A 21,540-nucleotide genomic window follows, 5' to 3' on the forward strand; every position below is an offset into this window, starting at 1 on the left:
CCAATCTCGTCACCAAACTGCTCGCCGTCGCCGTCGAGGGCCTTGGCGGCACCAGCCGCACCGGCCAGATCCAGATGGCCGAGGCCGTCGCCCACGCCTTCGAATCGGGTGAGCACCTTGCCGTGCAGGCCGGCACCGGGACCGGCAAGTCGCTGGCGTACCTGGTACCGGCGATCGCGCGGTCCCTGCAGACCGAGCAGCCGGTCGTGGTGTCGACGGCGACCATCGCCCTGCAGCGCCAGCTCGTCGACCGTGACCTCCCCCGGCTCGCGGATTCGCTCACCGACGTGCTGCCTCGCCGCCCCCGGTTCGCGTTGCTGAAGGGTCGCGGAAATTACTTGTGCCTCAACAAGGTTCACAACGGGGCCGCGACCGAACCGGACGATCGCCCGCAGGACGAGCTGTTCTCGCCGATGGCGGTCAGCGCACTGGGGCGCGATGTCCAGCGGCTCATCGAATGGTCGTCGGACACCGAGACCGGCGACCGCGACGAGTTGGTTCCCGGTGTGCCCGACCGGTCATGGGGTCAGGTCAGCGTGTCGGCGCGCGAGTGCATCGGGGTGTCGCGCTGCCCATTCGGCACCGACTGCTTCGCCGAGCGAGCCAGGGCAACCGCCGGCGCGGCAGATGTTGTCGTCACCAATCACGCCCTGCTGGCCATCGACGCGCTCTCGGACTTCGCGGTCCTGCCGGAATACGAACTGCTCGTGGTCGACGAGGCGCACGAACTGGCCGACCGGGTCACCGGCGTGGCCACCGGGGAACTGTCCCCGACGTCGATGGGCGTCGCGCACCGGCGCATGGCCCGGCTCGTCGATGCCGAACTGGCCCAGCGCTTCGAAGCCGCGACCGCAACGCTGTCCTCGATGCTCTTCGACATTCCCGCCGGCCGCATCGACGTTCTCGACGAGGAATTTGCGACGTATCTGACCGCACTGCGTGATGCGGCGAACGCCGCCAGGACCGCGATCGACACGTCGCCGAGCGACCCGAAGGCCGCGTCGGCGCGCACCGAGGCGGTCACCGCCCTCAACGACGTCAGCGACACCGCCACCCGTGTCCTGACGTCGTTCGTCCCCGCGATCCCGGACCGCACCGACGTCGTGTGGGTCGACCACGAAGAATCGCGTGGGACAACGCGATCCATCCTCCGCGTGGCGCCGATGTCGGTGTCGGGCCTGCTGCGAACGAGGCTGTTCGCCCACACCACCGCGGTGCTGACGTCGGCAACGCTGACATTGGGTGGCAACTTCGACGCGATGGCGCGCAATTGGGGTTTGGCCGGTTTCGAGGAGAACGCCGAACCGGGCTGGCGCGGCCTTGACGTCGGGTCGCCGTTCGAGCATGCGAAGTCGGCGATTCTCTACGTCGCCAAGCACTTACCCGCACCGGGCCGCGACGGCACCGGCGCCGAGGCGCTCGATGAGATCGCGGGTCTGATCACGGCGGCCGGCGGCCGCACGCTCGGCCTGTTCTCGTCGATGCGCGCGGCCAAGGCGGCTGCCGAGGTGATGCGCGAACGGCTCACCACACCGGTGCTGTGTCAGGGCGAAGACACCACTTCGGCTTTGGTGCAACGCTTTTCGGCCGATCCGGAGACATCGTTGTTCGGCACCCTCTCGCTGTGGCAGGGCGTCGACGTGCCAGGGCCATCACTGTCACTGGTCATCATCGACCGGATTCCCTTCCCGCGCCCCGACGATCCGCTGCTGACCGCACGACAACGGGCCATCAGCGCACGTGGCGGCAACGGGTTCATGGCCATTGCCGCCAACCACGCCGCGCTGTTGCTGGCGCAGGGGGCCGGTCGGTTGCTGCGGCACACCGACGACCGTGGTGTGGTGGCGGTGCTGGATTCGCGGCTCGCGACCGCGCGTTACGGCGGTTATCTGCGCGCCTCACTGCCGCCGTTCTGGGCCACGACCGACCCGGACCGAGTGCGGCAGGCCCTGCTGCGGCTGCGCCGCGCGAGCTGATAACACGGCCCGCCGTCCGGGTATTCACTATTCTGACGGCAACGTCCGCGAGCCATCCTGGCCGCTCGAGTGCACCGGAAGGCGGCACCCATGAGCCGACGGCACCTGTTCGGCGCTGTGATAGCAACGTGTGTGGTACTGCCGCTGGCCGCTTGCTCGACGCTGGTCGAAGGCACCGCCGTCTCGGTGTTCGACGACCCGTTCTCGGTTGCCGGGATGCCCGCGACCGACGGTCCGAGCGGTTTGCGCCCGGATGCCTCGGAGCCGTCCCGGGATGCCACCGACACCGACGGCGGCAAGATCGACAATCTGGCCGTCAGCGCGGTCAGCGACGTCGAGGAGTTCTGGTCGACCGCGTACGGCGAGACGTTCGAGGGTGAGTTCGAACCGGTCGAAGAGCTGATCTCGTGGGACGCCGAGAATTTCGACGGCGAATTCTGCGGGCTGGAGACCTACGGACTGGTCAACGCCGCGTTCTGCAAACCCGACCGGACCATCGGCTGGGACCGCGGTGTGCTGTTACCGGCGCTGCGCCAGCTCAACGGCGACATGGGTGTCGTGATGGTGCTGGCCCACGAGTACGGGCACGCGATCCAGCAGCAGGCCAAGCTGGTTCGGCGCAACACACCCACGCTGGTGGCCGAACAGCAGGCCGACTGCCTGGCCGGCACGTACATGCGCTGGGTGGCCGAGGGCAATTCGCCGCGCTTCACGCTCAGCACCGGCGACGGTCTCAACAATCTGCTCGCGTCGGTCATCGGGTTCCGCGACCCGTTGCTCAGCGAGGCCGACGTCGAAGTCGGGGTCGACGAACACGGTTCGGCGTTCGAACGGATTTCGGCTTTCCAGTTCGGATTCACCGACGGGGCGTCGGCGTGCGCGACCATCGACGTCAAGGAGATCAATCAGCGCCGCGGCGACCTCCCGGTGCTCCTTCCCGAAGACCAGACCGGGGAGCTGCCCATCACCGAGCAGTCGGTGCGGTCCATGATCGACGCGCTCAACGTCCTGTTCAAACCGCGCGTTCGGCCCGAGCTGAGCTTCGACACCGCCGCGGCCGAGGACTGCCCGAGCGCGCGGCCCAGTCCGCCGGTCTCGTACTGCCCCGACACCAACACGATCGTCGTCGACCTCGACGAGCTCGAGGTGCTCGGCCTGCGTCCCGAAGAGCAGGAGGCCGGCGGCCTTGCGGCCGGTGACAACACCGCCTACTCGGTGCTGATATCGCGGTACATGCTCGCGTTGCAGCACGAACGCGGCCTGGTGCTCAACAACGCGGAGGCGGCGCTGCGCACGGCATGCCTGGCGGGGGTGGCGACCGCCAAGATCACCCAGCCCGTCACCACGCCCGACGGCAACACCATCGTCCTGACGGCGGGCGATCTCGACGAGGCGGTCTCGGGCATCCTCACCAACGGCATGGTGGCCAGCGACGTCAACGGCGAGTCGGTGCCGTCGGGATTCTCCAGGATCGACGCGTTCCGCGTCGGCATCCTCGGCGACGAGGAGCGCTGCCTCAAACGCTTCGCGTGAGATGCACCGGTGTCAGACCACCTTCGTCACGCCGTACCAGGCCAAGACAGCCTCGGACTCGTCGGTCGACCGGGTGAGTATCGCGTAGGAGCGGATGAACGACTGGCCGACGCAGCCGTCGATCTTCACCCGGAAATTGCTGATCATCACCCACGGATCGGTTCCTTCGAACTGCTTTTCCGCGACCGGGACGACGTTGATGATGCCGGGTTTGAGACCGACGGTGATGCCGCCGCCGATGTTGCCGCCGATGCCGGGGAGGATGCCCTCCGGCAGCGGGGAGATCACGTCGGTGCCGATGACACCGATGGACGGGTTGATGCCTGCGGTCCCCGTCAGCGAGACGCCGTTGGATGTGCTCATGTCGATACCGCAGCCGATCTGATAGCCGGCCTCCAACGCGCCACGCGACTCTTCGCCGATGTCGGGCCCGGACATCTTCCCGGTGTAGGTGCCGCCGACGACGTATTCGCGCGACGACACCGCGGTGGTCAGCGGAGCTACGACGGCCTGGGTCTCGTCGCGTGCCGATACGGTGAGCTCCCAGCCGTCCGGCGTCTTCGTGGTGGCGGGCGGGGTCGATTCCACGAGCCCCACGACGATCGCCGGTTCGGCCTGCGGGGGTGCGACGTCGGCTTCCGGATCGGCCGACGCCTGCGGTGCGCAGACCGCGTAGGCGACGACGACGGTCAACAGTGCCAACGGACGAATCAACACAGGCGGCCTCTCGTTACAGTTCCCCACGGAAACGTATCGCCTATGTGATTACCCGACCGTCGATTTCCGCGGAAGGTCAGGTCGGCATTCGCAGCACGAACCCCGCTTCGAGCGCCACCCAGGCGGCACCGTCGGGACCGATGGCCAGGCCGTGCGGCTCGCTGCCGCTGGGTAGGTCGATCGTCACGACCTCACCGTCACCGCTGATCCGGGCGAGCTGGTCGGCGCCCCACAGACTCACCCACACACCGTCGGCCGGGTCGGCGACGACGGCATGCGGCTTACCGGGCAGGTCGAGTTCCTGGATGGCGTCGTCCATCGGGATGCGGCCGACCTTGTCGGCCTGGATCTCGGTGAACCACACCGCATCGTCGTGTGTTGCCGCGATACCCACCGGACCTGCTGCGGCAGTGGGCAATTCACGTACGCTGAGGCTGCCGTCGGTGTCGAGCCTGCCGATGGCGTTGCCCTGGTTGATGGTGAACCACAGCGCGCCGTCAGGACCGGTGGTGATCATCGACGGCATTCCGCCCACCACGATCTCGCTCGTGATCTCGCCGTCGGTGGTGATCCGGCCGATCGCTCCGGACGTCATCGCGGTGAACCACAACGCGCCGTCCGTGCCGGCCGTGATGCCGAACGGCGCACTGTCCTCCGGCAACTCGTAGGCGCTCAACTCCCCCGCCGTGGTGATCCGGCCGATCCGGTCGTCACCGGCACGGGTGAACCACAACGCGCCGTCGGGCCCGGCGGTGATGATCGACGGCCGTGCCCCGGCGCCGACCGGATACGTCGTGACCTCACCGTCGGGCGAGACTCGCGCGATCGCACCCGCGTGCACGAGCGTCACCCACATGGCGCCGTCCGGCCCGGCCGTCAGCGCGTACGGCCCACCGTCGATCGAGACCTTGAGTGAATTGCTCAAGCCAGCGTCACCAGACCGAGCTCGGTGTCGGCGGCCAGCAGGGGGTGATGCGGCAGCACCCGCACGGTGTACCCAACCGGCCCGGCCACCGGAAGCGGCGTAGTGGTCGAGAACACTTCGGTGCCGCCGTCGCCGGATCCGGTGTGGTTCATCGGCACCGTCACGGGGTCGACGATCGAGTCCCCGGCATCGACGCGGCCCAGGACGGCCTGCACCACGACCTCGTCAGGCCGCAGCCCGGCCAGCTGAACGGTCGCGGTGAGCGTCAACTCCGAGCCGAGCAGCGGCGTGTCCGGCAACCCGTAGCTGTCCACATCGGTGATCTCGATCTTGGGCCACGCCTCCTCGGCGCGGTTGCGGTATTCGGCCAGCTCGCGTGCCGCGCCGAACGGTTCGCCGGAGGCCGCCTCGACGGTCCTGCGCAGCGACTGCGCGGCGGGCAGGTAGTACTTCTCGGTGTAGTCGCGCACCATGCGCGAGGCCAGCACCTTCGGGCCGAGCACCCGCAGCGTGTGGCGCACCATCTCGACCCAGCGGGTCGGCACGCCGTGCTCGTCGCGCTCGTAGAACTTGGGCGCCACCGTGCTCTCGAGGAGGTCGTACAGTGCGGCGGCCTCCAGGTCGTCGCGGCGCGTCTCGTCGGCGAGACCGTCGGCCGTGGGAATCTCCCAGCCGTTCTCACCGTCGTACCACTCGTCCCACCAGCCGTCGCGGATCGACAGGTTCAGCCCGCCGTTGAGCGCACTCTTCATGCCCGACGTGCCGCACGCCTCCAGCGGCCGCAGCGGGTTGTTCAACCACACGTCGCAGCCCCAGTACAGCAGCCGGGCCATGGACATGTCGTAGTCCGGCAGGAACGCGATGCGGTGGCGGACTTCCGGCCGGTCGGCAAAGCGCACCACCTGCTGGATCAGTGCCTTGCCGCCGTCGTCGGCCGGATGCGACTTGCCCGCGACGATCAACTGCACGGGCCGCTTCTCATCGAGCAGCAGCTTCTCCAGGCGTTCCGGATCGCGCAGCATCAGGGTCAGGCGCTTGTAGGTCGGCACCCGGCGGGCGAATCCGATGGTGAGCACCGAAGGGTCGAAAGCCGTTGCGATCCATCCCAATTCGGCATCGGAGGCGCCGCGCTCCAACCAGGAGCGGCGTAGCCGGTCCCGCACATCGGCGATCAGCGTCTCGCGCAGCTGGGACCGGATCCACCACAGGTGACCGGGATCGACCTGCTGCAGTTTCTCCCACACCGTCGTCTCGGCCGCAGTCTCGGCGACCTCTGCGCCCAGCAGCCCACGCCCGAGTTCCAGCCACTGCGGCGCGGCCCAGGTCGGGGCGTGCACACCATTGGTGATCGAGCCGATCGGCACCTCGTTCGGATCGAACCCGGGCCACAATTCGTTGAACATCGACCGGCTGACCCGGCCGTGCAGCAGTGACACCCCGTTGGCCCGCTGCGCGAGCCGCAGACCCATGTGGGCCATGTTGAACTTCGACGGATCGTCCTCGGCGCCGAACGCGACAACGCGTTCCAACGGAACACCGGGCAGCAGCCGGGAGTCCGCGGGACCACCGGCCGGGCTGCCGAAGTATCGCTTCACCATCTCGACCGGGAACCGGTCGATACCGGCCGGCACCGGCGTGTGCGTGGTGAACACCGTCGAGGACCGCACGACCGTCAATGCGGTGTCGAAGTCCAGCCCGGCCGAGACGAGTTCGCGGATGCGCTCGACCCCGAGGAAACCGGCATGTCCCTCGTTCATGTGGAACACCTCGGGCGCCGGGATGTCCTCGGCCTCGATGAACGCACGGATCGCGCGCACCCCGCCGATGCCGGCGAGGATCTCCTGCTTGATCCGGTGTTCCTGGTCACCGCCGTAGAGCCGGTCGGTGACACTGCGCAGATCGTGTTCGTTCTCCGGTATGTCGGAATCGAGCAGCAGCAACGGAATACGGCCGACCTGTGCGATCCAGACACGCGCCCGCAGATCTGTCGAGTCGGGCAATGCCAACTCGACCAACACCGGATCGCCTGCCTTGTCGGTGAGCAGGCGCAGCGGCAAACCCTGCGGATCGAGGGACGGATAGTTCTCGTGCTGCCAGCCGTCGGCCGTCAGCGACTGCCGGAAGTAACCGGAGCGGTAGTACAGGCCGACCGCGATGAGCGGCAGTCCCAAATCCGACGCGGACTTCAGGTGATCCCCGGCGAGGATGCCCAGACCGCCCGAGTAGTTCGGCAGCACCTTGGCCACGCCGAACTCCATCGAGAAGTAGGCGATGCCCTTGGGCATCTCGACGCCGCTGTCGGCTTGCTGCTGGTACCACAGCGGACGGGTCAGATAGTTGTCCAGATCTGCGGCCAGCTCACCCAGGCGCGCGACGAACGAGTCGTCGCCGGCGAGTTCGTCGAGCCGCTTGGGGTTGACGGCGCCGAGCAGCGCGACCGGATCTCCATCGGTCTGGCGCCACAGATCGGGATCGATCACCGCGAACAGGTCCTGCGTGGGTTTGTGCCAGGACCAGCGCAGGTTGATCGACAGTCGTTCGAGCGCGGCCAGTCGCTCCGGGAGGTGAGCGCGGACGGTGAACCTGCGAAGGGCTTTCACGCGACACAACCTTACTGACAAATCCTGTACTCGCAGCAGACGGCGATGGTGCTGTGACCCGGCACGCATGCGCTTCACCCGCGCGTGATTGGCCAGCCCACTACGGTGGGTATGAGACGCGACACGGGCAGTGAAAACGACAGTGAAACGGGACAGCGGCCAGTGCAGCGACGGCGCCGCGTTGACGTGAGGAGTGGATGGGTGGCCGGTCGTATCGGAATCGACGACGTCGCGCCTGTGGTTTCCGGCGGACGCTTCCCTGCCAAGGCCGTCGTGGGCGAGGTGGTGCCGGTGCGGGCCACGGTGTGGCGCGAAGGCCACGACGCCGTCGCCGCCACGCTGGTGGTGCGCTATCTCGGCACGGACTTTCCGCGACTGGCGACCGGTCCGGGTACGGCGAGTCCCGCGGTCCCCATCGAGTCGGTCGTCCGGCCCGGCCAGCGGATAAAACCGCAGGCCCTGCGGATGTCGAAAGGCCGCACCCCGGATGTGTTCCACGGCGAGTTCACACCGGACAGCGTCGGTTTGTGGACGTATCGGGTCGACGGCTGGGGCGATCCGCTGGCCACCTGGCGACACGCGGTCGAGACGAAACTCGAAGCCGGGCAGAGTGAGGGCGAGCTGTCCAACGACCTGCTCGTCGGCGCGCGCCTGCTGGAACGTGCCGCGGCCGGGATGCCGCGCAAACTACGGGATCCGCTGCTCGAGGCGGCGGCCTTGCTCCGCACGCCCGGCGACCCGTTCACGCGCGCGGGCGCGGCGCTGTCGGCCGAGGTGTCCGAGTTGCTCATGCAGTACCCGTTGCGCGAATTGGTAACGCGCGGCGACCAATACGGCGTGTGGGTGGACCGGCCGCTGGCCCGGTTCAGCTCGTGGTACGAGATGTTCCCGCGGTCCACCGGCGGCTGGGACGACGACGGCCACCCGGTGCACGGCACATTCACCACCGCGGCGGCCGCGCTGCCCCGCATCGCGCGCATGGGATTCAACATCGTCTACCTGCCGCCCATCCATCCGATCGGCAAGGTACATCGCAAGGGGCGCAACAACTCGGTGACCGCCGCCCCCGGTGATGTCGGGTCGCCGTGGGCGATCGGCAGCGACGAAGGCGGGCACGATGCGGTGCACCCCGCGTTGGGCACCATCGACGATTTCGACGCGTTCGTCGCCGCGGCCAGGGACACCGGTCTCGAGGTGGCACTGGACCTCGCGCTGCAGTGCGCGCCGGATCACCCATGGGCCAAAGAGCACCGCGAGTGGTTCACGGTGCTGCCCGACGGCACCATCGCCTATGCCGAGAACCCGCCCAAAAAGTACCAGGACATCTACCCGCTGAACTTCGACAACGACCCGGCCGGCCTCTATCACGAGGTGCTCCGCGTGGTGCGATACTGGATCTCGCACGGGGTCAAGGTGTTTCGGGTCGACAACCCGCACACCAAACCGCCGAACTTCTGGGCCTGGCTGATCGCGGAGGTCAAGAACGAGGACCCCGACGTCCTGTTCCTGTCCGAGGCGTTCACCCGGCCGGCCCGGCTCTACGGCCTGGCCAAGCTCGGCTTCACGCAGTCCTACACGTACTTCACCTGGCGCACCGCGAAGTGGGAGCTCACCGAGTTCGGTGAGGAGATCGCGAAGTACGCCGACTGCGCGCGCCCGAGCCTGTGGGTCAACACGCCCGACATCCTGCACGAGAGCCTGCAGCACGGCGGCCCCGGCATGTTCGCGATCAGAGCGGTCCTCGCGGCGACGATGAGCTCGTCATGGGGGGTGTACTCGGGATACGAGCTGTTCGAGCACCGCCCGGTGCGCGAAGGCAGCGAGGAGTATCTGGACTCCGAGAAGTACGAGTTGCGGCCACGCGATTTCGAGGGCGCCCTGGCCGCCGGTGAGTCGCTGGAGCCGTTTCTGGCCCGGCTCAACGAGATCCGACGGCTGCATCCCGCGCTTCGCCAACTGCGGACCATCAAGTTCCACCACCTCGACAACGACGCCCTGCTGGCTTACAGCAAGTTCGATCCGATCACCGGCGACACCGTGCTCGTGGTCGTGACCCTCAACGCGTTCGCCCCGGAAGAGGCGACGTTGTGGTTGGACATGGCCGCACTGGGTATGGAGTCATATGACCGGTTCTGGGTGCGTGACGAGATCACCGGCGAGGAATACCAGTGGGGGCAGTCCAACTACGTCCGCATCGACCCGGCCAAAGCGGTCGCGCACGTGTTGAACATGCCGCTCGTACCGTACGAGAAACGACTCGGCTTGCTACGCAGGGAATGAGGGCGAGATGACGAGAACCAATCAGCTCACCAACGCACGACTGCGGCCCGACCCGTCGGATATCCACCGGCTGGTGGCCGGCGAGCACCACGATCCCCATTCGGTGCTCGGCGCGCACGAATACGGCGACCACACCGTCATCCGCGCCTACCGGCCGCATGCGGCCAAGGTCGAGGCCGTGATCGGCGGAGAACGCTATCCGTTGCAGCACGTCGAATCCGGACTGTTCGCGGTGGCCGTACCGTTCACCAACCTCGTCGACTACCGTCTCGAAGTCGGTTATCCCGGTGCGGAGGACACGATCCACACCCATACGACGGCCGACGCCTACCGGTTCCTGCCGACGCTCGGCGAACTGGATCTGCACCTGTTCGCCGAGGGCCGCCACGAGCGGCTCTGGGAGATCCTGGGCGCGCACCCACGTACGTTCACGACGCCCGACGGCGTGGTCGAAGGCGTGTCGTTCGCGGTGTGGGCCCCGAATGCCAAGGGCGTCAGCCTGATCGGTGATTTCAACCACTGGGACGGCAACGAGGCGCAGATGCGGGTGCTGGGCTCGTCGGGGGTCTGGGAGCTGTTCTGGCCGGGCTTTCCCGTCGACGGCCTCTACAAGTTCCGCGTCCACGGCGCCGACGGGGCGGTCAGCGACCGCGCCGACCCGATGGCCTTCGCCACCGAGGTGCCGCCGCAGACCGCGTCGCGGGTCACCAGCAGTGCCTACACCTGGAACGACGACGACTGGATGACCCGCCGGGCCGGGCTCAACCCGGTGTTCGAGCCGATGAGCACCTACGAGGTGCACCTCATGTCGTGGCGGCCGGGGCTGAGCTACCGGCAGCTGGCCACCGAGCTCACCGAATACGTTGTGGAGCAAGGCTTCACCCACGTCGAATTGCTGCCGGTGGCCGAGCACCCGTTCGGCGGGTCGTGGGGCTACCAGGTCACGTCGTACTACGCACCGACGTCGCGGTTGGGCAGTCCCGACGACTTCCGCTATCTGGTCGATCAGCTGCACCAGGCCGGCATCGGGGTGATCGTCGACTGGGTGCCCGCCCACTTCCCGAAGGATGCCTGGGCATTGGGCCGATTCGAGGGGACGGCGCTCTACGAGCACTCCGACCCACGCCGCGGTGAACAACTCGACTGGGGCACCTACGTTTTCGACTTCGGCCGCCCCGAGGTGCGCAATTTCCTCGTCGCCAACGCGCTCTACTGGTTGCAGGAATACCACGTCGACGGACTGCGCGTGGACGCCGTCGCCTCCATGCTCTACCTCGACTACTCCCGCCCCGAAGGCGGGTGGACACCCAACATCCACGGCGGCCGCGAGAACCTCGAAGCCGTGCAGTTCCTGCAGGAGATGAACGCGACCGTACACAAGGTCGCACCGGGCATCGTCACCGTGGCCGAGGAATCCACCTCGTGGCCAGGCGTCACTCGCCCGACAAACCTTGGCGGCCTTGGCTTCTCGATGAAGTGGAACATGGGCTGGATGAACGACACGCTCGACTACATCAGCCGCGATCCCGTGTACCGCAACTATCACCACCACGAGATGACGTTCTCGATGCTCTACGCGTTCAGCGAGAACTACGTGCTGCCGATCAGCCATGACGAGGTCGTGCACGGCAAGGGCACGCTGTGGGGCCGGATGCCCGGCGGAGATCACGAGAAGGCGGCCGGCCTGCGCAGCCTGCTCGCCTATCAATGGGCGCATCCGGGCAAGCAGCTGCTGTTCATGGGCCAGGAGTTCGGACAGCGCGCCGAGTGGTCCGAGGAACGTGGGCTGGACTGGTTCCAGCTCGACGAGCAGGGCTTCTCCGGCGGCGTGCAGCGGCTGGTGCGCGACCTCAACGAGATCTACCGCAGCCACCCGGCGTTGTGGAGCCGCGACACGAGCCCGGAGGGGTACTCGTGGATCGACGCCAACGATTCGGCCAACAACGTGCTGAGCTTCCTGCGGTTCGGCAGCGACGGGTCAATGCTCGCGTGCGTCGTCAACTTCGCCGGAAGCGAGCACAGCCAGTACCGGCTCGGACTCCCCCATGCCGGGACCTGGCGCGAAGTGCTCAACACCGATGCCACGCTCTACAACGGCTCGGGGATCGGCAACCTGGGCGCGGTGGAGGCCACCGACGAACCGTGGCACGGCCGCCCGGCGTCGGCCGTGATGGTTCTGCCGCCGCTGGCGATGCTGTGGTTCGAGCCCGCGTAGTTTCCTCGCCGAGCAGGCGGAGAATCGCGTTACCGAACGCCGTTTGGTGCGACTCTGCGTCTGCTCGGCGGGAAATCAGTACAGCGCGTTGGCGAGATTGCGCCGGCCTGCGACCACCTCGGGGTCGGTGGGGTCGAACAGCTCGAACAGCTCGATGAGCCGGGTCCGCACCGCGGTCCGCTCGTCGCCTGCCGTCCGCTTGACCAAGGCGATGAGCCGGTCGAACGCAGCACTGACCTGCTGCTGCAGAATCTCGACGTCGGCGGCCGCGAACGCGGCCTCGATGTCGCCCGGCGCGGCGTCGGCGACCGCGACCGCGTCGGGCCGCTGCGCGCTCGCGCGCTGCAGGAAGGCGATCTGGCGCACCGCGCCCTGTGCCTCGGTGTGATTGGGCTGGGCATCCAGGATCGCCTGGTACGCGTCGAGTGCGGCCGCGAAATTGCCCTCGTCCAGGTAGGCCCGTGCCTGCGCGACCGCGGGGTCGACTTCCTCGGTCTCGGCCTCACCGGATCCGGTCAGCTTGCCGGCGGTGGCCTCGAGCAGTGAATCGACCCAGCGCCGCAGCTGCTCGGCCGGCTGGGCGCCCTGGAAGCTCGCGATCGGCTGGCCCGCTGCGAGCGCGACCACGGTCGGCACGCCTTGGATGCCGAACATCTGGGCCACCCGCGGGGTGGTGTCGACGTTGACGACGGCGAGCGACCACTTGCCGCCGTCGGCCGCGGCGAAGCCGGCCAGCGTATCGCCGAGCTGGACGCTGGCGTCGCTGCGCGGCGACCACAGCAGCACCACCACGGGCACTTGGCTGGACCGAACAAGCACCTCGGCTTCGAAGTTGGCTTCGGTGACCTCGACTCCGCCCGGCCCGGCCGGTGCCGGACTGTCGCCGCCCGCGGCGGGCCGCTGCTTGAGTGCCGAGAGGTCAACCGCGCCGGCCAGCGCCGGGCCGATGGAAGGTCGTGGACGCGTCACGCAGTCAAGTCTGTCACGTCGTTTCGGGTGCGGCCCGTCCCGGTTGCGCGGTCAACGAAGCGGCACCTGCCGAACCCGACGACGACCCCATTCGGGCCGTCCGATCAGCCCATATGATGAAGATCACACTGCCCAATGGCACGATGCTCGCCAGCAACGCCAGGATCCAGGTGCCGATGCCCCACTTGTGGGCGATTCCGACGAGCAAGGCTGCCACTACGAATGCGATGAAGACGCCGCCGTGGATCGGTCCGAAGATCTTCACGCCGATCTCGGTACGCGGTGTGCCCAGGTATTTGAAATACATGCCGACCAGCAGGCCGGCCCAGCTGACGGCCTCGGCCAGGCCGATGAGCCGGAACCAGCCGGGGATCGAGCGCAGGTCAAAAGAGCTTGTCATGGGCGCCATTGTGCCCGACCCGCCGGCCAGCTACTACAGGCTGTCGTAAATGACGGGGCTTAGCTGTCAGCGACGCAGGACCAGTGCGTCACCCTGGCCACCGGCACCGCAGAGTGCCGCGACCGCGTAGCCCGAGCCCCGGCGGGCGAGTTCCAGCGCGGCGTGCAGGGTGATGCGGGCGCCCGACATGCCGATCGGGTGGCCGATCGCTATCGCACCGCCGTTGATGTTGACCTTCGCGGGATCCACACCGAGCTCCTGCGTCGATGCCAGCGAAACCGCGGCGAACGCCTCGTTGATCTCGATGACGTCGAGCTGATCGGTCGTGATGCCTTCCCGCGCGATCGCCTTCTTGATCGCGTTGGCGGGCTGCGACTGCAGCGTGGAATCGGGACCTGCCACCACCCCGTGGGCCCCGATCTCGCACAGCCAGGTCAGGCCCAGCTCCTCGGCCTTGGCCTTGTTCATCACCACGACCGCGGCGGCACCGTCGGAGATCTGCGATGCCGACCCGGCCGTGATGGTGCCGTCCTTGCGGAACGCGGGCCGCAGGCCGGCCAGGGACTCAGCGGTGGTGTTGGCGCGTATGCCCTCGTCCTCGGCGAACTCGATCGGATCGCCCTTGCGCTGCGGAATGGAGACCGGCACGACCTCGTCGGCGTACACGCCGTCCTTCCATGCCGCGGCGGCCTTCTGGTGTGACTGTGCAGCGAACTCATCCTGCTGCGCGCGGGTGAACTTGTCGACGTCGTTGCGCTGCTCGGTGAGCGCACCCATGGGCTGGTCGGTGAAGACGTCGTGCAGCCCGTCGTAGGCCATGTGGTCGAGCACCGTGACATCGCCGTACTTGTAGCCCTCGCGGCTCTTCGGCAGCAGATGCGGAGCCTGGGTCATCGACTCCTGACCACCGGCCACGACAACGTCGAATTCGCCGGCGCGGATGAGCTGATCCGCCAGCGCGATGGCGTCGATGCCGGACAGGCACATCTTGTTGATGGTCAGCGACGGGACGTCCCAGCCGATACCCGCGGCCACCGCGGCCTGCCGGGCCGGCATCTGGCCGGCGCCCGCCGTCAGCACCTGGCCCATGATCACGTACTCGACGAGCGAGGGATCGACATTGCCCTTCTCCAGAGCGCCCTTGATCGCGATCGCGCCCAGGTCACTGCCGGAGAAGTCCTTGAGCGAACCCATCAACTTGCCGACCGGGGTGCGGGCTCCGGCAACGATTACCGAGGTCGTCATTTCCATCCTCCAACAGTTCTGTAACGGCCAGTGTGGCCGATCACACATGCATAAAAATCGCGGTATCAGGTTACCTTTACGTTATGACCACCGAGCACGTTGATGCCCGTCCAGCGCTCGCCAGCGCGCTGGTGACCGCGATCGACCATGTCGGCATCGCCGTGCCCGATCTCGACGTCGCGATCAAGTGGTACCACGATCATCTCGGCATGATCGTGCTGCATGAAGAGGTCAACGAGGAGCAGGGCGTGCGCGAGGCCATGCTTTCCGTGCGGGGCGCCCCGAAGGGCAGCGCTCAGATCCAGCTGATGTCGCCGCTGGACGAAACCTCGACGATCGCCAAGTTCATCGACAAGCGTGGCCCGGGCCTGCAGCAGCTCGCCTACCGCACGAGCGACATCGATGCCCTGTCAGAGCGGTTGCGCGCCGACGGTGTGCGCCTGCTCTACGACGCCCCCCGCAAGGGCACCGCGAACTCGCGGATCAACTTCATCCACCCCAAGGACACCGGCGGCGTGCTGGTCGAGCTCGTCGAGCCGGCTACCGATTCAGACCACTAAGGCCCACTAGGACCACCGGCGCGTCGGGCTGCGGTTGACCCGATTCGTCCAGCACGACGTGTGCCAGTGCCTGCGGTCGTCGACATCGCCGAGTTCCACCGGCAAGACCACCACATGCGCGACGCCCGAACGGATTTCGTGATCGCAGCCCGGGCAGCGATAGTTCTTGACCGCCCGCGCCGCGGTGACGATGCGCACCTCGTATTCGTAGCCGTCGGGCCCGATCTCGATACGGCGCGGCGGCGGTAACGGCGGCAGCCGCCGAGGTTCCCTGCGCCGACGAGACATCAGAACAGCCGATACTCGTCGCTGTCCATGCCGCGCATCTGGTCATAATCCAAGGTGACGCAACGGATTCCGCGATCGGTGGCCAATGTGCGGGCCTGCGGCTTGATCTGCTGGGCGGCGAAGACGCCTGCGACCGGGGCCAGCACGGTGTCGCGGTTGAGCAGCTCCAGGTAGCGGGTCAGCTGTTCGACACCGTCGATCTCGCCGCGGCGCTTGATCTCGACGGCCACCGAGCGGCCCAGCTCGTCACGGCACAACAGATCCACGGGCCCGATCGCGGTCGGATACTCGCGACGCACCAACGTGTAACCGGCACCGAGCAATTCGACGTGCTCGGCCAACAGCGCCTGCAGGTGCGCCTCGACGCCGTCCTTCACCAGCCCGGGGTCGACACCGAGCTCGTGGCTGGAGTCGTGTTCGACGTCCTCGACGGTGATGCGCAGTTGCTCGCCCGTCTTGTTCTCCACGACCCAGAGCGGATCTCCTGCATCGGTCTCCTGCTCGGTGACCCAGCACGGCGGACTCATCCAGTTCAGCGGCTTGTAGGCGCGGTCATCGGCATGCACGCTGACCGATCCGTCAGCTTTGAACAACAGCAGCCGGCGAGCCGACGGAAGGTGGGCGGTCAACCGCCCGACGTAGTCGACGGTGCACTGGGCTATGACAAGGCGCACCCGATCCACCTTAAGGGCACCACCGACGAACTAGGCTGAGGCGACAATGAACGCCGATAAATCGGTCGCGCGGCGGCTGGGCCGGGTGCTGGAGACCGTCACCCGGCAGAGCAGCAAGCTTCCGTCCACGACCCCGGAATACGGCTCATGGGTGCTGGGGCGGGTTTCCGAAAGCCAGCCCAGACGGCGGATCCGCATTCAGCTGATCCTGACGACGTTCGTGATCGTCGCCAATCTGCTCGGCATCGGTGTGTCGTTGCTCGTGGTCACGCTGACCTTCCCCTCGCCCGAGGTGTTCGCGCCGGGCGCCCTCTGGATCACCTTCGGCGTCGCGCCCGCCTACATCGTGCTGGCGCTGATCGTCGGCGTCTTCTGGGCCACCAGCAGGGTGATCAACAGCGTGCGCTGGGCCATCGAGGAGCGCACGCCGACTCAGGAGGATCAGCGCAACACGTTCTTTGCTCCGTTGCGGCTCACCCGGGTGTTGCTCGTGCTGTGGGCGATCGGCACGGCTCTGCTCACCACGCTCTACGGTCTGGTCGACACCAACTACATTCCGAAGTTCCTGTTGGGCATCAGCTTTCCGGGAATCGTCGTGTCAACGAGCTGCTTCCTGTTCACCGAGTTCGCCCTGCGACCGGTGGCCGCACAGGCGCTGGAGGCGGGCCCGCCACCGATGCGGTTCGCGCCGGGAATCATGGGCCGCACGATGATGGTGTGGGCGCTCGGTTCTGGTGTGCCGGTGCTCGGAATCCTGTTGGCCGCCATCTTCGCGTTGACCCTGGAGAACCTCACCCCCACCCAGTTCGCGTTCGCGGTGATCACCTTGGCGGTGTTCGCGCTGGTGTTCGGGTTCATCCTGATGTGGATTCTGTCGTGGCTGACGGCCACCCCGATCCGAGTCGTGCGTGCGGCGCTCAACCGAGTCGAGCAGGGCGATCTGAACACCAATCTGGTGGTGTTCGACGGCACCGAACTCGGCCAGCTGCAGCGTGGGTTCAACTCCATGGTGCACGGGCTGCGCGAGCGCGAGCGGGTACGCGATCTGTTCGGCCGCCATGTCGGCCGTGAGGTCGCCGCGCTGGCAGAGAAGGAAAGGCCCGTGCTCGGCGGCGAAGAACGCCATGCGGCAGTCATTTTCGTCGACGTCATCGGTTCGACCCAACTGGTGACGAGCCGGCCCGCGGTCGAGGTGGTCGCGCTGCTCAACCGGTTCTTCGCCGTGATCGTCGACGAGGTCGACCGCCACCGCGGGCTGGTCAACAAATTCGAGGGCGACGCCGTGCTGGCGGTGTTCGGCGCGCCGGCTTCGCTGGAGAACGCCGAGGACGAGGCGCTTGCGGCGGCCAGGGCGATCGCCGCGCGGCTGCGCACCGAGGTGCCTGAACTCGACGCGGGCATCGGGGTGGCGGCCGGTCAGGTGGTGGCCGGCAATGTCGGCGCCAAGCAGCGCTTCGAATACACCGTGATCGGCGAGCCCGTCAACGAGGCGGCCAGACTGTGCGAGTTCGCCAAATCGGTGCCGGGCCATCTGGTCGCCTCGTCGGACACCATTGCCCATGCCACCGAAACCGAAAGCACCCATTGGACATTCGGTGAAACGGTGACGCTCCGCGGGCTCGATGAGCCGACCCGCATCGCGGTGCCGGTCTAGCCGCTGAGCAACTGCCGCGCGGCGGCGACGGCATCGTCGACCGTCCGGAACACGACGGCGTCGTAGTCGCCGCGTCGTTCGGCGGGCACCACCCGTCCGTCGGGGTCGACGAGGTAGCCCTCCTTGCCGTCCTCGGCGAGGCCGGCCCGCATGCCGGTGAGCATGTCGCGGGCCGTGTCGTTGATGTCGTCAACCCTGGTGCCGTCCAGGATCGCGACGTCGAAGCCCGCGCTTTCGCGTGCGGCCGTGCGCAGCACCTGCTCGGCGCCCGCGAACAACAGGTCGCCTTGGATCTCGTACACGCGGATGCGTGGGCCTGCGTCGTAGACCGCTCGCAGCGTCGCCGAGGTCTCGCGGCCGACCGTGAGGAAATGCAGCCCCAGCCTCGTCGACAGGCTGCGGCATACCTCGACCCCGCGCACGCTGTTGCCCTTGGCGTCCAGACGCGGTGAGTAGACACCGATTCCGAGTTGCCCCGGCAGCACCGCGGCGATACCGCCGCCCACCCCGCTCTTGGCGGGCATACCGACGGCACTGACCCAGTCTCCTGCCGCGTCGTACATGCCACACGTGACCATCACGCTGAGCGTGCGCCGTACCACCTGCCCGTCGGTGACTCGCCGCCCCGTCAACGGGTTCAGCCCGCCACGGGCCAGCGTGGCGGCCATCCGGGCCAGGTCCGTACTGGTGACCTTGATCGAGCACTGCCGGAAGTACACGTCGAGCACCTCGTCGGGATCGCCCTGAAGTGCGCCGAAGCTGGTCAGCATGTACGCGATCGCCCGATTGCGGTTGCCGGTCGCCTTCTCGGAGGCATACACGTCGAAGTCGACGTCGAGCCGCCGCCCGGCACATGCCGAGTAGAACTCGTGGATTCGGTTGAACCGTTCGTCGGGCGTGGCACCGGGCACCAGCGACACCGCGGCGATGGCTCCCGCGTTGATCATCGGGTTCTTGGGCGTCTTGGTGGTCTTGTCGACGCTGATCTCGTTGAAGGCCTCCCCCGTCGGTTCGACGCCGATTCGGGCATCGACCGCCCGCTCGCCGATCTGGTCGAGCGCAAGCGCATAGGTGAACGGCTTGGATATCGACTGGATGGTGAATTCGGCTGCGGTGTCGCCGGATTCGTAGACGAAACCGTCTGACGACGACAACGTCACACCGAAACCATCCGGATCGACGGTGGCGAGTTCGGGGATATAGTCCGCAAGCGCACCCTCGCGCAGGGCCACGTGCTCGGCACAGATCTGATCCAGGTACCGCTGCACCAGGTCGGCCACGGTCTGCAGTGTAGCCCGGGCTGGTCCTGCGACGACGATGTCGGTTTTCCGCCAGTGATGTCGGTGCATCCGTGTAAACGTGGACGCATGCACGAGGATTTCGACCGCTGTTACCGCGCCGTCCAGTCGAAGGACGCGCGGTTCGACGGCTGGTTTGTGACCGCCGTGCTCACCACCGGCATCTACTGCCGGCCCAGCTGCCCGGTACGGCCGCCGTTCGCGAAGAACATGCGGTTCTATCCGACGGCCGCGGCCGCGCAGGCGGCGGGTTTCCGGGCCTGCAAGCGATGCCGACCCGACGCATCGCCTGGATCTCCCGAATGGAATATGCGCGGCGATGTCGTCGCCCGGTGCATGCGCCTGATCGCCGACGGCACGGTCGACCGCGAAGGCGTCACCGGCCTGGCCGCCCGGGTGGGATACACCACCCGCCAGCTGCAGCGGATCTTGCAGGCCGAGCTGGGTGCCAACCCGCTCGCGCTGGCCCGGGCCCAGCGCAGCCAAACCGCGCGCGTGTTGATCGAGACCACCGAATTGCCGTTCAGCGACGTGGCTTTCGCCGCGGGCTTCGCCTCGATCCGCCAGTTCAACGACACCATCCGAGCTGTGTGCGATATGACGCCGTCAGAGCTGCGTCGCCGCGCGCGAACCCGGATCGCCATGGACGACGCCGCGTCCCCGGGCATGCTGTCGCTGCGGTTGCCGGTTCGTAGCCCGTTCGCTTACGAAGGCCTGTTCGGTCATTTGGCTGCCAGCGCCGTGCCCGGCGTAGAGGAGGTCCGCGACGGTATCTACCGCCGCACGTTGCGCCTACCCCACGGCAACGGCATCGTCGGGCTGGAGCCGCAGCCCGACCATGTCCGCTGCCAGCTCGTGCTCGACGACTTTCGCGATTTGTCTGCCGCGATCGCGCGCTGCCGGCGGCTGCTCGACCTGGATGCCGACCCCGAAGCCGTCGTCGACGCGCTCGGAGCCGACACCGATCTCAGCGCCGTGGTCGCCAAGGCGCCAGGGCAACGTATCCCGCGGACCGTCGACGAAGCCGAGCTCGCCCTTCGGGTCGTGATCGGTCAGCAGGTATCGATCAAAGCCGCCCGCACTCACGCTGGGCGGCTGGCCGCCGCCTACGGGTCTGCCGTCCGCGATGAACAGGGCGGCCTGACGCACGTATTTCCCAGCGTCGCGGATCTGGCCGAGGTCGACCCGAGTCACCTGGCGATGCCGGAGTCGCGGAAGCGGACGGTTCGCGCCATGGTGAGCGCGCTGGCCGAGGACGCACTCGTCCTCGATCCGGGATGCGACTGGCATCGTGCGCGCGAACAGCTTCTGGCATTACCGGGTGTGGGCCCGTGGACCGCGGAAGTGATCGCCCTGCGCGGGTTGGGTGACCCCGACGCCTTCCCGGCGACCGATCTCGGGGTCAAGCTGGCCGCGGAACAGCTTGGCCTGCCGACCGAACCTGGCGCATTGATCGCGCACAGCACCCGGTGGCGGCCGTGGCGCGCATACGCCACGCAACACCTGTGGACGACGCTGGACCACGCGGTCAACCACTGGCCACCGAATGCGAACCGGTAGAAGGAGAATGATGACAACGATGCAGTACCGCACGGTGGACAGCCCAGTCGGACCGTTGACCTTGGCCGGCCGGGACGGACGGTTGATGCACCTGCGAATGGTCGATCAAACCTACGAACCCAGCCGCGACGGCTGGGCACCCGACAAGTCCGCTTTTCCCGAGGTGGTCGAACAGTTAGCCGCCTACTTCGCTGGCGAACGGACGAAATTCGTCCTCGAGCTCGAAATGCTCGGGACGCCATTTCAGCGCCGGGTCTGGAATGCGCTGCAGAGCATTCCTTACGGCGAGACGTGTACCTATGGCGATATCGCACGCGAAATTGGATCGCCCGGGGCATTTCGGGCAGTCGGCTTGGCCAACGGTCATAATCCGATCGGCATAATCGTGCCCTGCCATCGAGTCATCGGCGCGAACGGCAGTCTCACCGGTTACGGCGGCGGCCTGGAGCGCAAAAGAGCATTACTGGAATTGGAGAGAAGCCGCATGAGGCCGGCGCTCTTCAACTGAAAACGCGTTGAGCGCACAAATGCCTGAGCCCCCCAATCGGAATTGGGGGGCTCAGGTCTAATTTGTGTTCGGCGGTGTCCTACTTTTCCACCCGTGTGGGTAGTATCATCGGCGCTGGCAGGCTTAGCTTCCGGGTTC

The 21,540-nt window shown here is 67.3% G+C and carries 17 protein-coding genes; 8 read left to right on the forward strand and 9 right to left on the reverse strand.

From position 1 onward, the window contains the following. The first annotated feature begins 74 nt into the window (after positions 1–74). Together AWC31_RS08645 and AWC31_RS08650 are read left to right on the forward strand one after the other, a co-directional pair. Entirely contained in the window at positions 75–1,976 is a 1,902-nt protein-coding gene (locus AWC31_RS08645) for an ATP-dependent DNA helicase (protein WP_272937908.1), read from the forward strand. Positions 1,977–2,066: 90 nt separating this feature from the next. Continuing rightward, positions 2,067–3,509 carry a neutral zinc metallopeptidase gene (locus tag AWC31_RS08650; RefSeq protein WP_085143881.1) on the forward strand — a complete coding sequence of 481 codons (1,443 nt, stop codon included), beginning with the start codon at positions 2,067–2,069 and terminating at the stop codon, positions 3,507–3,509. A gap of 12 nt (positions 3,510–3,521) precedes the next feature. On the opposite strand, the gene AWC31_RS08655 is transcribed toward AWC31_RS08650, so the two are convergent. The 3 genes from AWC31_RS08655 to AWC31_RS08665 all read right to left on the reverse strand — a co-directional run bounded on the left by AWC31_RS08655 (position 3,522) and on the right by AWC31_RS08665 (position 7,751). After that, positions 3,522–4,226, reverse strand: coding sequence for an MspA family porin (locus tag AWC31_RS08655; RefSeq protein ID WP_085143833.1), 705 nt, complete (start codon positions 4,224–4,226; stop codon positions 3,522–3,524). 76 nt (positions 4,227–4,302) lie between these two features. Continuing rightward, positions 4,303–5,151 carry a Vgb family protein gene (locus AWC31_RS08660; protein ID WP_067858170.1) on the reverse strand — a complete coding sequence of 283 codons (849 nt, stop codon included), beginning with the start codon at positions 5,149–5,151 and terminating at the stop codon, positions 4,303–4,305. Continuing rightward, positions 5,148–7,751 carry a glycosyltransferase family 1 protein gene (locus AWC31_RS08665; RefSeq protein ID WP_085143834.1) on the reverse strand — a complete coding sequence of 868 codons (2,604 nt, stop codon included), beginning with the start codon at positions 7,749–7,751 and terminating at the stop codon, positions 5,148–5,150. Before AWC31_RS08665 ends, AWC31_RS08660 begins: the two co-directional genes overlap by 4 nt. A 201-nt stretch (positions 7,752–7,952) precedes the next feature. Here AWC31_RS08665 and AWC31_RS08670 point away from each other — a divergent pair, with 201 nt between their 5' ends. Together AWC31_RS08670 and glgB are read left to right on the forward strand one after the other, a co-directional pair. Continuing rightward, on the forward strand, positions 7,953–10,031 hold the full coding sequence (locus tag AWC31_RS08670; RefSeq protein WP_085143835.1) for an alpha-1,4-glucan--maltose-1-phosphate maltosyltransferase: 2,079 nt from the start codon (positions 7,953–7,955) through the stop codon (positions 10,029–10,031). Positions 10,032–10,038: 7 nt separating this feature from the next. Then, positions 10,039–12,246, forward strand: coding sequence for a 1,4-alpha-glucan branching protein GlgB (glgB, locus tag AWC31_RS08675; protein WP_085143836.1), 2,208 nt, complete (start codon positions 10,039–10,041; stop codon positions 12,244–12,246). A 75-nt stretch (positions 12,247–12,321) separates the two neighbouring features. Here the strand turns inward: glgB and AWC31_RS08680 are convergent, their stop codons facing one another. From AWC31_RS08680 to AWC31_RS08690, 3 genes are read right to left on the reverse strand one after another with little or no spacing between them, the layout of a single operon-like run. Continuing rightward, positions 12,322–13,215, reverse strand: a complete 894-nt coding sequence (locus AWC31_RS08680) for a tetratricopeptide repeat protein (protein WP_085143837.1) — start codon at positions 13,213–13,215, stop codon at positions 12,322–12,324. A gap of 13 nt (positions 13,216–13,228) precedes the next feature. Further along, positions 13,229–13,624 carry a DUF3817 domain-containing protein gene (locus AWC31_RS08685; RefSeq protein WP_110774975.1) on the reverse strand — a complete coding sequence of 132 codons (396 nt, stop codon included), beginning with the start codon at positions 13,622–13,624 and terminating at the stop codon, positions 13,229–13,231. A gap of 57 nt (positions 13,625–13,681) precedes the next feature. After that, entirely contained in the window at positions 13,682–14,860 is a 1,179-nt protein-coding gene (locus AWC31_RS08690) for an acetyl-CoA C-acetyltransferase (RefSeq protein WP_067858240.1), read from the reverse strand. An 83-nt stretch (positions 14,861–14,943) separates the two neighbouring features. On the opposite strand from AWC31_RS08690, the gene mce reads away from it, so the two are divergent. After that, positions 14,944–15,420, forward strand: a complete 477-nt coding sequence (mce, locus tag AWC31_RS08695; RefSeq protein ID WP_085143838.1) for a methylmalonyl-CoA epimerase — start codon at positions 14,944–14,946, stop codon at positions 15,418–15,420. Positions 15,421–15,426: 6 nt separating this feature from the next. On the opposite strand, the gene AWC31_RS08700 is transcribed toward mce, so the two are convergent. Both AWC31_RS08700 and nucS read right to left on the reverse strand, forming a co-directional pair. After that, positions 15,427–15,708: an Rv1322 family protein gene (locus AWC31_RS08700; RefSeq protein ID WP_085143839.1), complete on the reverse strand. Its 282-nt coding sequence runs from the start codon at positions 15,706–15,708 to the stop codon at positions 15,427–15,429. Beyond that, on the reverse strand, positions 15,708–16,382 hold the full coding sequence (gene nucS, locus AWC31_RS08705; RefSeq protein WP_067858243.1) for an endonuclease NucS: 675 nt from the start codon (positions 16,380–16,382) through the stop codon (positions 15,708–15,710). The genes AWC31_RS08700 and nucS overlap by 1 nt, the downstream gene beginning before the upstream one ends. A gap of 46 nt (positions 16,383–16,428) precedes the next feature. Here nucS and AWC31_RS08710 point away from each other — a divergent pair, with 46 nt between their 5' ends. Beyond that, the gene (locus AWC31_RS08710) at positions 16,429–18,036 is read left to right on the forward strand and encodes an adenylate/guanylate cyclase domain-containing protein (protein ID WP_085143840.1); all 1,608 of its coding nucleotides are present in this window, start codon (positions 16,429–16,431) and stop codon (positions 18,034–18,036) included. On the opposite strand, the gene glsA is transcribed toward AWC31_RS08710, so the two are convergent. Then, a complete protein-coding gene (glsA, locus tag AWC31_RS08715) occupies positions 18,033–19,316 on the reverse strand; it encodes a glutaminase A (protein ID WP_085143882.1) in 1,284 nt (427 codons plus the stop codon). The two genes, AWC31_RS08710 and glsA, sit on opposite strands and share 4 nt — an antisense overlap. An 87-nt stretch (positions 19,317–19,403) precedes the next feature. Here glsA and AWC31_RS08720 point away from each other — a divergent pair, with 87 nt between their 5' ends. Together AWC31_RS08720 and AWC31_RS08725 are read left to right on the forward strand one after the other, a co-directional pair. Further along, the gene (locus AWC31_RS08720; RefSeq protein ID WP_085143841.1) at positions 19,404–20,894 is read left to right on the forward strand and encodes a DNA-3-methyladenine glycosylase 2 family protein; all 1,491 of its coding nucleotides are present in this window, start codon (positions 19,404–19,406) and stop codon (positions 20,892–20,894) included. 10 nt (positions 20,895–20,904) lie between these two features. Further along, a complete protein-coding gene (locus AWC31_RS08725; protein WP_207626324.1) occupies positions 20,905–21,402 on the forward strand; it encodes a methylated-DNA--[protein]-cysteine S-methyltransferase in 498 nt (165 codons plus the stop codon). Positions 21,403–21,540 lie beyond the last annotated feature (138 nt).

The sequence above is a fragment of the Mycolicibacterium wolinskyi genome (genome assembly GCF_002101965.1).
Taxonomy (GTDB): domain Bacteria; phylum Actinomycetota; class Actinomycetes; order Mycobacteriales; family Mycobacteriaceae; genus Mycobacterium; species Mycobacterium wolinskyi.